Raw genomic sequence first — 12,955 nt, forward strand, 5'->3', positions numbered from 1 at the left:
GCTGCTCACACCGTATTGCTTGATTATTGTCTGAACTGTGATTATTCATTACTGTTTTTTTTAATGGTATTCATGCGTTCACTTCGCTCGGTTTTTGTGATCGCATCCTTAGTATTATCCCATCCTGTCAAATATCCGCAGCGACGGGTTTTATGGACGAGTGCTTGTTTTGATGTCCATGAGCCCCTTTCGGTCAGTTTTAGTTCTTTTTTAGAAAAATCACGAAGTGTTCATGCATACCATTCAACATAAATCTTCATGGATAAAAGAACCACTATGTAGTATTTCTTCGATGTGGAAAACTTTTTTGTGTTATATTGTGGGAGAAAGTGGGAGAAAGTGTATACTTTTACATTAAAATTTAGATTAGCTGTATAGACTGTGAACTATTTAATCGGAGAATACGAATGCAAGCTGGACGCCAAAGGTAGAATGGTGGTTCCTGCCGCGCTCAAAAGGCAACTGCCGGATGTAGAGCGAGACGGGCTTGTCGTGAATCGTGGCTTCGAGAAAAATTTGGTCATTTATACGCGGTCTGAATGGAATAAGATTTTGAAGCAGTTGTCTAGGCTTAACCAGTTTCAGCCCAAGAACAGGGATTTTGTAAGGAAGTTTATGAGTGGAGCGACTGAATTGATGCTTGACTCGGCGGGAAGGGTTTTATTACCTAAGGGGTTGTTGGAATATGCTGAAGTGGGGAATGAATTGGTTTTGGCTTGTAATTTAGAAAAAATAGAAGTTTGGTCGAAAGCAAAATATGAAGAGCAGTTGGGTGCGATATCCGAAGATGATTTTTCGGACTTGGCTGCGCAAGTGATGGGTGGATTTGACTTGGAAGGAGGGCGGGATGGCGAATAATCCGAATGGTTATCATGTTCCGGTGATGTTGGAAGAGTGCATAGAGGGCTTGGCGATTAAGCCGGATGGTGTATATGTTGACGTGACGTTCGGCGGTGGTGGTCATTCTCGGGAGATCTTGAAAAAATTAGGTGATAAAGGGAGGTTGATAGCGTTTGATCAGGATCCGGATGCGGTAAAGAATGCACTAGATGATCCGCGTTTCACACTCGTACAGCACAATTTTAGATTTTTGAAAAATAATCTTCGATTATTGGGTGTTCGGCAAGTAGATGGAATATTGGCTGATTTGGGTGTTTCTTCCCATCAATTTGACTCGCCTGATCGTGGTTTCTCTACCCGTTATGATGCGGATTTGGATATGCGAATGGATCAGGTGGCTGATTTGGATGCAAAGAAAGTTTTGAACAACTACTCGGAAGCCGAATTGCATCGCATTTTTGGTATGTATGGTGAAATAAAAAATGCGCGCTCGCTGGCAAAAACAATCGTCACAGGACGCCTAAGTTCGCCTATTGAAACGGTAAGCGGGTTGCGGGATGTGATTAAGCCTCAGGTTCCGAAAGGAAAAGAGCATAAATATCACGCACAGGTTTTTCAGGCCTTACGCATTGAGGTGAATGGTGAATTGGAGGTGCTGCAAGATTTTTTAGAGCAAACGGGAGCTGTTTTGAAGCCTGGTGGTCGTTTAGTAGTGATGTCTTATCACTCATTAGAGGATAGGTTGGTGAAGAATTTTATGCAAAAAGGCAGGTTTAAGGGTGAGGTAGAAAAGGATTTCTTTGGCAATGAAATAAAACCATTCCATGTTGTCAGTCGTAAAGCTGTGACGGCAAGTTTGGCAGAATTGGAGGTAAATAATAGGGCGCGTAGCGCGAAGTTACGTGTGGCCGAGCGCAAAGCTTAATTTTTGGAGAGATATGGCTAAAAAAAACACCGTCCGAAACAACGAATTAAGTGAAGAGGTTCAGACAAAAATGAATGAGTCTGTAGAGGAAAAGGTGGAGGAAACACAGCATTTTCTTCGCTCTATTTTCTCCACAAAGTACTTGTCCAGTTATCTGGTGGCAAGAAATTTGCCCTTTGCCGCCTTTGTGGCACTGCTTGGTTTGTTGTATATCTCCAATCGCCACTTAGCCGAAAGAACGGTGCGAACTATTGATCATGTGGGGCGCGAAGTGAAGGAGTTGGGTTGGGATTACAAGTCGCTGTCCGCGGAATTGATGAAGCTAACAACGCAAACAGAAATTGCGAAACGGGCTGATACCCTAGGATTAAAAGAACGTATGCAACCTCCGATTAAGTTAGAGGTCGTAAAAGAAAAAAAATAGATAGACACGGAGTCGTATGAATATCAGGAAGACTATACTTATCCGCGTGTACGTGGCATTTGGCCTCATGGTGCTTTTTGCGCTAACGGTCTTTGGTAAGCTCTTGCATTTACAATATATAGATGGGGGAGAGTGGCGTGCTATGGTCGATAGTTTGACGATTCAGGAGCGCGGGATTGAGGCGGCTCGTGGTAATATATACTCCAATGACGGTAGTTTATTGGCTACCTCTGTTCCGGAATACGAACTTCGTTTTGATGCGATGTCGATACCTACCGAAGAGAGCGATGTGTTTAATTCCAAAGTGGACTCCTTAGCCGCGAGACTAGCTGTTCACTTCAAAGATAAATCATCCCGACAGTACCTTATATTGTTGAAAAACGCCCGCGCAAAAAAGCAGCGGTATGTTCTGATCAAAAGAAATGTTTCCCATCAAGATTTAAAAATTATCAAGACTTTTCCGTTGTTTCATACATTCAGAGAGGGGAAGAAACGCTATCCTACTAGTTTGGTTACCGTGCGTGAAAACAAACGGATTTTACCATTTACGAATTTAGCAGCACGTACTATTGGCTATAAAAATATCAAAGGGGATACGGTGTTGGTCGGCTTGGAAGGCGCTTACGGATCTTATATAGATGGGAAAAGTGGTTCGCAGCTCATGCAGCGTATCGCAGGTGGCGTTTGGGTACCCGTAAATCGGGAAGTCGAAGTTGCGCCGGTGGATGGCTCAGATATCATTTCCACACTGGATGTGAATATGCAAGATATGGCACAACGGGCATTGGAGAAACAGTTGATTGCAAGTGATGCAGACAACGGCTGTGTGGTGGTTATGGAGGTGAAAACCGGAGAGGTAAGGGCAATCGCGAATTTTACACGAGATAAAGAAGGCGTCTTTCGCGAGAAATACAATTACGCTATTGCACAGGGCGCTGACCCGGGATCAACATTTAAGCTGGCGAGCTATTTGGCATTATTGGATGATGGTTTTGTCGATACATCAAGCACAGTAGATGTCGGAAATGGCACATACAAAGTGCCTGCTCACACTATCCGTGACTCACACGCGCCAAAAAAATCCGTGATGACCGTTAAAGAAGCATTCGAGCAATCATCTAACGTTGGGGTTGCTAAGCTGATAAATACTTATTACGGCAATAAACCAGCGAAATATACGTCGAAGTTGCATCATTTTGGTTTAGGTAAACCTTTAGGGTTACAGATTCCTGGCGAGGCCACTCCATGGGTAAAGATGCCAGATAGTAAAACATGGAGCAAGCTGTCGTTAGTACAAATGGCCTATGGTTACGAGTTACGGTTAACACCGTTGCAGATGTTAGCTCTTTATAATGCCGTTGCCAATGATGGGGAATTACTTGCCCCATTATTTGTAAAGGAAATTCGTCATTTAGGTAATACGGTGGAGCGCTTTGAAGCAAAAGTACTTAATAAGCAGATTGCGTCAAAAGAGGCGATTCATAAAATGCAAGATATGTTGGCAGGCGTAATGATAGAAGGAACCGGTAAGCGCTTGAGTTCGCCTTTGTATTCGTCGGCCGGTAAAACGGGTACCGCACAAATGAACGATGGTGCGAGAGGGTACGGGCAACGTCGTTACCAATCCTCGTTTGCAGGTTATTTTCCCGCGGAGAACCCAAAATATTCGATGATCGTGGTTATTCGGAATCCGAGAAAAGGCTATTACGGAGGAACAATTGCCGGGCCGGTTTTTAAGGAGCTGGCGGATATGATTTATGCGAATGACTTAACCTTGCACGGAACGTTGGCAAACAGAAAAGTTAATACAGCTGGATCAAGATTACCCCTGACGTTGAGAGGATCCAAAGAGGCATCGAATGCGGTGTATCAAGCATTAGGATTCCATCCATCCAATTGGAATGGGATAGCACAGTCAGCGGATTCTTCTACTAAAGCTGTCCCGTTTGTAGAAACACAGGTGAAGGAAGGTGTTGTGCCCGATGTCGTGGGCATGGGGTTGTCTGACGCGATATTTACCATGGAAAATGCAGGGTTTAAAACGAAGGTTACCGGTTGGGGAAAGGTGGTTAATCAATCCCTCGCTGCCGGAGAAAAATTAAAAATAGGAACGCCGATCGCATTGGCGCTTAATTAGAAAATATGAAGCTAAGAGAATTACTACATGCGATTCCTGTACAACAGCTCGAAGGAACGGTTGACCTCGAGGTGTCGTCGGTATGCTTTGATTCGCGAAAAGTTTCAGCACACAGCCTTTTTGTTGCCGTGCGAGGGGTGCATACCGATGGGCATTTGTATCTCGATAAGGCGATCGAAAATGGTGCAAAAGTATTGGTTGTTGATGCTTTGCCTGATCAATTGCAAGCCGAGGTGACCTATGTAATGGTGGCGGATACTTCGTATGTACTGGGATTGTTGGCTTCTAATTTTTATGGAAATCCATCTAAAGCGTTGAAACTTGTCGGTATCACGGGAACGAATGGAAAAACGACCATGGCCACGCTTCTTTTTAACTTGTTTAAAAATTTAGGGTATCATGTCGGGTTGCTGTCAACCGTCGAGAATAAAATTGGAGACCGTGTTATCCCAGCAACGCATACAACGCCTGATTCGATAGCGCTGAATAGTTTGCTTTCGGAGATGGTAAACGAAGGGTGCGACTATTGCTTTATGGAAGTGAGTTCGCACGCTGTCGTGCAACAGCGTATAGCGGGGTTGCGTTTTGCGGGAGGTATATTTTCCAATATTACGCATGATCACCTGGATTTTCATGGTTCGTTTGATCATTATATCAAAGCCAAGAAAAAGTTTTTTGATGACTTGGATAGGTTTGCCTTTGCGCTGACCAATGTAGATGACCGGAATGGAGCGATAATGCTGCAAAATACGTTTGCGCATAAAAAGACTTACGGGTTAAAAAATATGGCGGACTTCAAGGCGAAAATTATAGAAAGCCATATGGACGGGATGCTACTACAGGTAGATGGGCATGACGTGTGGGTAAAACTCGTTGGAGGATTTAATGCGTATAATATGCTGGCTGTTTATGGTGCGGCAATATTGCTGGAGCAGGAGACCATGAAAGTGTTGACCGCCATGAGCGATATCATAGGAGCGGAAGGAAGATTTGATGTGTTACGTTCAACAAACGGTATAGTGGGCGTGGTAGACTATGCGCATACCCCAGACGCGGTAGAAAATGTTCTTTCTACAATCCGGGAACTTAGGCAAAGTGGGCAACAGATTATTACCGTGTTAGGTTGTGGAGGTGATCGAGATAAAGCCAAGCGTCCCGAAATGGCAGCGGTGGCTGTGCGTTTGAGTGATAAAGTTATTATTACCTCTGACAACCCAAGGACGGAAGATCCGATGATGATTATTCGGGACATGGAAGCGGGAGTAGACGCCAAGGATCGCAAACATGTTTTTACCATTGCTGAACGTAAGGAGGCTATCCGTGCCGCATGTCATTTAGCGCAGCCGGGCGATATCGTCTTGGTTGCGGGTAAAGGACACGAGAAATACCAGGAGGTTAACGGTATGCGTCAACATTTTGACGATAAGGAAATTTTAATAGAAACGTTTAACGAACAATAAGAAATACGGATGTTATATTATCTATTCAGTTGGCTACAAGAACATATGCATATACCCGGAGCGGGATTGTTTCAATACATCTCCTTTAGGACAGCAATGGCCGTTATTGTTTCGTTAATTATTACGACGGTGTACGGAAGCCGTCTGATCCGTGCTTTACGCAATAAACAGGTCGGCGAGACCATCCGTGATTTGGGCTTGGAGGGCGAGAAGAAAAAAGTCGGCACGCCAACGATGGGTGGATTGATTATCATCGGCGGGATTTTGGTTCCTACACTTTTATTCGCCAAACTAGATAATATCTACGTGATCATCATGATTATCACGACCATTTGGATGGGTACGATTGGTTTCTTAGATGACTACATTAAAGTATTCCGAAAAAATAAAGAAGGACTTGCTGGACGCTTTAAGATCATTGGACAAGTCGGGTTGGGGACATTGATCGCGATTACTATGTACTTCCATCCCGATATTGTTGTTCGTGAAATAGTGCAGAACCCCACATCGACAAAAGCGGTAGAGGTGATGATGGACGTCCAAACAGGGAAACGTTATTACACTGAAAATGTAAAATCGACGAAAACGAATATTCCATTCTATAAAAACAACGAATTCGATTATGCTAAAGTGTTGAGCATGTTTGGGTTGAATGGCTATTTAGTCACATTTATTGTGTTCCTAATTGTAGTTGTGTTTATCGTCACTGCTGTATCCAACGGTGCGAATATCACGGATGGAATAGATGGGCTGGCTACGGGAACCTCTGCCATTATCGGGATCACTCTAGCTATTTTAGCTTACGTATCCGGGAATGTGATTTTCTCCGATTACTTGAACATTATGTATATCCCTAATTCGGGAGAACTGGTGATTTTCGCCGGGGCCTTTGTAGGTGCCTGTACGGGCTTCTTGTGGTATAATGCTTATCCAGCTCAGGTCTTTATGGGAGATACTGGAAGTTTGACCATTGGTGGTATCATCGCTGCGTTTGCTATTCTTATCCGGAAGGAACTGTTGATTCCGATGCTATGTGGTATTTTCTTGTTAGAAAACCTGTCGGTCATTATGCAAGTGTCCTATTTCAAATACACGAGGAAAAAATATGGGGAGGGACGACGGATATTCCTGATGTCTCCCTTGCATCATCATTACCAAAAAAAGGGATATCATGAATCGAAGATTGTGATGCGGTTTTTTATCGTATCGATTATTCTTGCGATTCTGACTATTGTCACATTAAAAATAAGATAAGAAATGTCCAATATAGCACATACATATTATCCGCAATCTGGTTTTCTTGTCATATTAGGCGCAGGGGAAAGCGGTGTTGGTGCGGCTATATTGGGTCAGGATAAAGGGTTTGATGTATTTGTTTCCGACAGCGGAACGATAAGCGAGGGGTATAAAAATACATTACAGCAGGAAGGAATTGCCTTTGAAGAGCGTCGACATAGCGAAAATAAGATTATGCAAGCTACGCTGATTGTCAAGAGTCCTGGTATTCCAGCGCACGCACCTTTAATAAAAGCCCTAAAAGCCGCGCATATTCCTGTTATTTCGGAGATCGAATTTGCTGCGCAGTATACAGACGCGAAACTCTATTGCATTACGGGCTCTAATGGTAAATCAACCACAACGATGTTGACGTATTATATGTTGCAGCGTGGTGGTGTAAATGTGGGTTTAGCCGGAAACATCGGCAAAAGCTTTGCGCTACAGATAGCACGTGAAAATTATGATGCATATGTGTTGGAAATATCCAGTTTTATGTTAGATGATATGTATCATTTCCGTGCAGATGTGGCGGTTATTTTGAACATCACGCCCGATCATTTGGACCGTTACGACAACCAGATGGAACACTATAGGGCGTCCAAATTTCGTATGATTCGAAACCAGACAAAAGACGATTATTTTATCTATTGTTTGGATGATGAAGAAACGATAAAAGGACTAAGCGGATTTAAAACAGAGGCTCAGCATTTGCCCTTTACACAAAAAGAAGTGGTGGGGCAGGGAGCGTATATAGATGAAGAAAAGAATATTATAATAAAAGTACCTCATAAAGACATTTTTGCGATGAATATGGAAGAGTTATCATTACAAGGGAAGCACAACGTATACAATAACATGGCCTCAGGCTTGATTGCGAAGGTTCAGGAATTACGCAATCAAACGATGAAAGAAAGTATGGAATCGTATGTGAATATAGAACATCGTTTGGAGCATGTGGCCTGTATCGGTGGTGTAAATTATATTAACGACTCGAAAGCAACAAATGTGAACTCTGTTTGGTATGCTTTGGAGAGTTTTTCACCCGATATTATATTGATTATGGGCGGTGTAGATAAGGGGAATGACTATGAGATGATGCGTGATCTGGTGAAGACTAAAGTTAAGGCAATCGTATGTATTGGCAAGGACACCGTGCGTATCCATGAATCTTTTGAAGAAGATACGGATGTAATTGTGAATAGTTCGTCGATGCAGGACGCTGTTGAGATTGCTTCTTATTTGGCGAAAAAAGGAGACACCGTTTTGTTGTCGCCAGCATGCGCTAGTTTTGATTGGTTCAAAAATTACGAAGAACGTGGAGAAAAATTCAAGGAAGCCGTAATGTCTTTGTGAAACGAATAAAAATTTGATAAGCGATGATGGATCAGATTTTCAGTAAATTAAAAGGAGATAAATGGATTTGGATTATTGTGATTGTCCTGTCCGGCTGGTCTCTGTTGGCGGTGTATAGCTCTGTTGGAACGCTTGCCTATAAGGAGGGTAAAGGAACGGAATTATATCTGTTTAAACATTTTTCCATCATTGTGGTGGGGTTGGTGTTGATGTATCTATCGCATAAATTAGATTACCGCTATTACGCTGGTATTTCTAAGTTGTTGATGATCATTGCTATTCCCTTACTCTTATTTACGCTGATTGGGGGAAATAAAGTAAACGAAGCTAGTCGTTGGGTAACGATTCCGGTTATAAACCAGACATTTCAAACATCAGACTTGGCAAAACTGGCGCTGATTACTTTTTTAGCGCGCATGTTGTCACGTAAAGCACATGAGATAAAGGATCTTAAAAAATCATTTATTCCCATCATGGGAACAGTGTGTCTGGTGTTCGTCCTGATCGCATGGGCAAATTTATCTACTGCCTTAATGTTGTTTGGAACAAGTGTACTACTTCTTTTGATTGGTCGAGTAAGTTTTAAGCAAATCGGCATTGTTTGCGTCGGAGGTGCGTTTTTGCTTTTGTTAGTAATCCTTATCGGTCCCAGACGCGCCACATATATTAGCCGCTTCGAAAGTTTTTTTAAGACTGAACAAACGACACAGGGTCCCGTCTCTTTTCAGGAAGATAAAAATTATCAGGCAAATCTGGCGAAAATGTCTATCGCTTCCGGGGAATTATTCGGCAAAGGCGCAGGAAATAGTGTAGGCAGAAATCTATTACCACACCCTTATTCTGATTTTATTTTTGCGGTGATTGTGGAGGAATACGGAACTATTGGAGGCGCAATTTTACTCTTTCTGTATGTGGCACTCATGTATCGCTGTATACGCATTGTGACGCTGAGTCCACGGGCCTTTGGCGCGTTCTTGGCTGCTGGGTTAGGCTTTAGCCTCACTATACAGGCTTTGGCGAATATGGCGGTTGCTGTGGGGTTAGGGCCCGTCACTGGGGTGCCGTTACCATTGGTCAGCATGGGTGGGACATCCATTTTGTTCACCAGTGTAGCGTTAGGTATCATTTTAAGCGTGAGTCGCAGTGTAGAAGAATTGAAAGGAAAAGAAGAATTGAACGAAATTCCGAAAAACCCAAAAGTGGTTGTTGGAACGATTTAATAACGATAGAACAAACAAGATATGGCGCATAGAATAATCATAAGCGGAGGAGGGACAGGGGGACATGTTTTTCCGGCTATTGCTATAGCCCATGCATTACGTCGTATAGAGCCGGAAATTGAAATATTGTTTGTAGGCGCAAACGGAAGAATGGAAATGGAACGTGTACCACAGGCCGGTTATAAAATAGTCGGACTAAATATACAAGGCATAGACAGAAAATCCATACTGAACAATCTGACGTTGCCCTTTAAACTGGTAAGTAGTTTGCTAAAAGCACGAAAAACCATCACTGATTTTCGTGCGGACGCTGCTGTAGGTGTTGGTGGCTACGCATCGGGACCATTATTGATGGCAGCGAATAACATGGGGTTGCCGACATTGATCCAAGAGCAAAATTCATACGCAGGTGTAACCAACAAAAGTTTAGGGAAGAAAGCAAAAAAGATATGCGTAGCCTATGAAGGGATGGATAAGTTCTTTCCAGCTGAAAAAGTTATTTTGACGGGCAATCCTATACGCCGTGATTCGGTAGATATTGAAGGCAAGCGTGAATTTGCCATACAGCTGTTCGGACTACAGTCGCAAAAAAAGACGATCCTGATTATCGGAGGAAGTTTGGGTGCCAAGCAGCTGAACGGTTATGTCCTGGATGTGATACACGAACTTGGTGAGAAGGAAGATGTGCAATTTATTTGGCAAACAGGGAAAACGTATTATGAGGACATGAAAAGTATGCTGAAAATGGATCAGTTAATTCCGGGAAATGTAAAAGTAAAACCATTTTTAGATCGTATGGATCTGGCGTATGCGGCAGCTGATTTGATTATTTCTCGAGCAGGTGCTGGGACGATATCCGAACTTTGTGTAGTAGGTAAACCTGTTATATTAATACCATCGCCCAATGTTGCTGAAGATCACCAAACAAAAAATGCACAGGCTTTAGTGGCAAAAAATGCAGCAATAATGATCTCGGAAGCCGATGCTCGGGATACGATGATGTATGTGGCGCTAGAGTTACTTTCTGATGAAACCAGATGTGCGACTTTAGGTAGGGAAATAAGAAAGATGGCGATGCCCGACGCGGATGAAGTGATCGCAAGAGAAGTATTGAAACTTATTAAATAGATGATGAACCTTGACCATATAAAACGTGTTTATCTGCTCGGAATCGGAGGGATTGGTATGAGCGGACTGGCTCGTTATTTCAAGCACCTCGGCTGCGATGTGCAGGGGTATGATAAAACGGAAACCGAGTTAACACGCGCGTTGGTGCAAGAGGGTATTGAGGTGACTTATCAAGATGATATAGCGTTATTACCGGATGCATATAAGCAGCCGTCTGCGCAAACATTGTTGATCTTTACACCGGCGATTCCAAAAGATCTCAAATTGAAGGCTTACTTTTTAGAGCGTGGCTTTGTACCCTACAAACGTTCGGAGGTATTGGGCATTATTAGTGCCAGCAGGTATACAATCGCCGTGGCTGGAACGCATGGTAAGACGACGACGTCGACGATGATTGCGCATATACTGAAGGATTCGGGATATGATTGTTCGGCTTTTTTAGGAGGAATTAGTTCAAATTATAACAGTAATGTGTTGTACGGGGCGAACAACGTGGTTGTGGTGGAAGCAGATGAATATGATCGCTCTTTTCTCACTTTACATCCGAATATCGCTGTGGTTACCTCGTCAGATCCTGATCATTTGGATATCTATGGGGATGCCAAGCACCTCATTGAATCTTTTGAGCTTTTTTTGCAGCGCGTCGTCCCAGACGGTGTGTCTATCGTGAAAAAAGGATTGCCTTTTCGTGGTCACGTAACTTACGCACAGACGGATGCGTGTGATGCCTATGCAAGTCGTATCCATATAGAAAATGGGGTGTTTTATTTCGATTACATCAGTAAACAAACGGAAATACGAAATATATCGTTGGGGATTCCGGGGTTTCATAATGTGGAAAATGCTATTGCCGCCATTACCGTTGCGTTACGGCTTGGAATAGCGGAAGAGAAGATCCAATCGGCGTTGACGTCGTTTAGAGGGGCGAAGAGACGGTTTGAGTATATCGTCAAAGCACCAGCACACGTATATATAGATGATTATGCGCACCATCCAGAAGAATTGCGTGCGTTTCTGGTATCGGTGAAGAAACTCTATCCGACAAAAAAGTTGACTGTCGTTTTTCAGCCACATCTATATAGTAGAACCCGGGATTTTGTGGACGGCTTTGCGGAAGTGTTGGAATTGGCCGATGAATTGCTGCTGATGGATATCTATCCGGCAAGAGAGTTGCCTATGGAAGGGGTAACCTCCAGTTGGCTATTAGACAAGGTTGGAATCGATAATAAACAACTTGTTTCGCCTAATGAGGTCATGGAAATTGTACAACAAAACAGTCCCGAACTAATCGTGACGATAGGCGCGGGAGATATAGACAGACTGGTGAAACCTTTAAAAGAGATATTAGAAAATGCTGAAGATCGTTCGTAACATACCGTGGAGACAGCTTGGTTATCTGTGTATCGGGCTTCTTGCTTTGGCAGGGATAGGTATGTTGATGGGCGTGGTCAAAAAGAAAGACATGGCGCAGGCCTGTGTCTCGATGAAAGTAATTGTAGAAGGAAAAGAAACCTTTATCGACCAACATGATATTTCTAATCTAGTCAGTGCACAATTCGGGAAGGTCGTCGGAAGACCGTTGGCGGAGATTCCCACGGACAAAATCGAGAAAGCATTGATGGAGCTTCCTTACGTATCTAGCGCGGAGGTGTATGCCGATATGGACGGGATTCTGCAGATCCTTGTACAGCAACGGGAAGTTATTTTACGTATTGTTAATAAGGTGGGTAAAGAATATTATATTGATACACAGGGAGAAAAAGTACCTGTTACTTTAAAGTATGTTCCGCATGTTTTAGTGGCTAACGGTAATATACGGGAAGGATATGAAAAGCCGTTAGACACCATTCAAACGCAATTGGTAAAAGACTTAGTTGCCATTGTGGAGCATGTGAAAAACGACCCTTTGTGGAGTAATCAAATTGTACAGTTGTATGTTGATCACCAGCAAGATATTGAGATTATTCCAAGAGTAGGAACGCAGCCGCTGATCATCGGCGATGCATCTAAATTGGAGGAGAAATTAGGAAGGTTAGAGATTTTTTATAAAAATATTCTGCCAAAGGTAGGTACACGCGCTTATGAAAAAGTAAATGTGAAATATGACGGACAGATTATCTGTGAACGAAGGGATGGATGGATGTTAGATAGTTTACAGATGAAACTAAAAATGAAATAATTGATTTGAAT

The 12,955-nt window shown here is 43.0% G+C and carries 11 protein-coding genes; all 11 read left to right on the forward strand.

Going from position 1 to position 12,955, the window contains the following annotated elements; genetic code table 11:
• The first annotated feature begins 381 nt into the window (after positions 1-381).
• The 11 genes from mraZ to H8B17_RS05660 are packed head-to-tail and all read left to right on the forward strand — an operon-like array spanning position 382 to position 12,944.
• A complete protein-coding gene (mraZ, locus tag H8B17_RS05610; protein WP_190308141.1) occupies positions 382-858 on the forward strand; it encodes a division/cell wall cluster transcriptional repressor MraZ in 477 nt (158 codons plus the stop codon).
• Entirely contained in the window at positions 848-1,765 is a 918-nt protein-coding gene (rsmH, locus tag H8B17_RS05615; protein ID WP_190308368.1) for a 16S rRNA (cytosine(1402)-N(4))-methyltransferase RsmH, read from the forward strand. The genes mraZ and rsmH overlap by 11 nt, the downstream gene beginning before the upstream one ends.
• Before the next feature lie 13 nt (positions 1,766-1,778).
• Positions 1,779-2,189 carry an FtsL-like putative cell division protein gene (locus tag H8B17_RS05620; RefSeq protein ID WP_190308142.1) on the forward strand — a complete coding sequence of 137 codons (411 nt, stop codon included), beginning with the start codon at positions 1,779-1,781 and terminating at the stop codon, positions 2,187-2,189.
• Positions 2,190-2,205: 16 nt separating this feature from the next.
• Positions 2,206-4,326, forward strand: coding sequence for a penicillin-binding protein (locus tag H8B17_RS05625; protein ID WP_190308143.1), 2,121 nt, complete (start codon positions 2,206-2,208; stop codon positions 4,324-4,326).
• A 5-nt stretch (positions 4,327-4,331) separates the two neighbouring features.
• Complete coding sequence (locus H8B17_RS05630; RefSeq protein WP_190308144.1) at positions 4,332-5,786, forward strand: UDP-N-acetylmuramoyl-L-alanyl-D-glutamate--2,6-diaminopimelate ligase; 1,455 nt, start codon at positions 4,332-4,334, stop codon at positions 5,784-5,786.
• A 9-nt stretch (positions 5,787-5,795) separates the two neighbouring features.
• Positions 5,796-7,040 (forward strand): phospho-N-acetylmuramoyl-pentapeptide-transferase, encoded by a 1,245-nt coding sequence (mraY, locus tag H8B17_RS05635; RefSeq protein ID WP_190308145.1) that lies wholly within the window; start codon positions 5,796-5,798, stop codon positions 7,038-7,040.
• Positions 7,041-7,043: 3 nt separating this feature from the next.
• Positions 7,044-8,417, forward strand: a complete 1,374-nt coding sequence (gene murD, locus H8B17_RS05640; RefSeq protein WP_190308146.1) for a UDP-N-acetylmuramoyl-L-alanine--D-glutamate ligase — start codon at positions 7,044-7,046, stop codon at positions 8,415-8,417.
• Positions 8,418-8,443: 26 nt separating this feature from the next.
• A complete protein-coding gene (locus tag H8B17_RS05645; RefSeq protein WP_190308369.1) occupies positions 8,444-9,637 on the forward strand; it encodes an FtsW/RodA/SpoVE family cell cycle protein in 1,194 nt (397 codons plus the stop codon).
• A gap of 21 nt (positions 9,638-9,658) precedes the next feature.
• Positions 9,659-10,765, forward strand: a complete 1,107-nt coding sequence (gene murG / locus H8B17_RS05650; RefSeq protein WP_190308147.1) for an undecaprenyldiphospho-muramoylpentapeptide beta-N-acetylglucosaminyltransferase — start codon at positions 9,659-9,661, stop codon at positions 10,763-10,765.
• 3 nt (positions 10,766-10,768) lie between these two features.
• Positions 10,769-12,136 carry a UDP-N-acetylmuramate--L-alanine ligase gene (gene murC / locus H8B17_RS05655; RefSeq protein WP_190308370.1) on the forward strand — a complete coding sequence of 456 codons (1,368 nt, stop codon included), beginning with the start codon at positions 10,769-10,771 and terminating at the stop codon, positions 12,134-12,136.
• The gene (locus H8B17_RS05660) at positions 12,117-12,944 is read left to right on the forward strand and encodes a cell division protein FtsQ/DivIB (protein WP_190308148.1); all 828 of its coding nucleotides are present in this window, start codon (positions 12,117-12,119) and stop codon (positions 12,942-12,944) included. The genes murC and H8B17_RS05660 overlap by 20 nt, the downstream gene beginning before the upstream one ends.
• The last annotated feature ends 11 nt before the right edge of the window (positions 12,945-12,955 follow it).

The organism is Sphingobacterium arenae, from assembly GCF_014692505.1.
Taxonomy (GTDB): domain Bacteria; phylum Bacteroidota; class Bacteroidia; order Sphingobacteriales; family Sphingobacteriaceae; genus Sphingobacterium; species Sphingobacterium arenae.

Coding starts and splice junctions, on each gene's coding strand:
- rsmH (WP_190308368.1), top strand. CDS start 848: ATGGCGAATAATCCGAATGGTTATCATGTTCCGGTGATGTTGGAAGAG.
- H8B17_RS05660 (WP_190308148.1), top strand. CDS start 12,117: ATGCTGAAGATCGTTCGTAACATACCGTGGAGACAGCTTGGTTATCTG.
- murG (WP_190308147.1), top strand. CDS start 9,659: ATGGCGCATAGAATAATCATAAGCGGAGGAGGGACAGGGGGACATGTT.
- H8B17_RS05645 (WP_190308369.1), top strand. CDS start 8,444: ATGGATCAGATTTTCAGTAAATTAAAAGGAGATAAATGGATTTGGATT.
- H8B17_RS05625 (WP_190308143.1), top strand. CDS start 2,206: ATGAATATCAGGAAGACTATACTTATCCGCGTGTACGTGGCATTTGGC.
- mraY (WP_190308145.1), top strand. CDS start 5,796: ATGTTATATTATCTATTCAGTTGGCTACAAGAACATATGCATATACCC.
- H8B17_RS05620 (WP_190308142.1), top strand. CDS start 1,779: ATGGCTAAAAAAAACACCGTCCGAAACAACGAATTAAGTGAAGAGGTT.
- H8B17_RS05630 (WP_190308144.1), top strand. CDS start 4,332: ATGAAGCTAAGAGAATTACTACATGCGATTCCTGTACAACAGCTCGAA.
- murC (WP_190308370.1), top strand. CDS start 10,769: ATGAACCTTGACCATATAAAACGTGTTTATCTGCTCGGAATCGGAGGG.
- murD (WP_190308146.1), top strand. CDS start 7,044: ATGTCCAATATAGCACATACATATTATCCGCAATCTGGTTTTCTTGTC.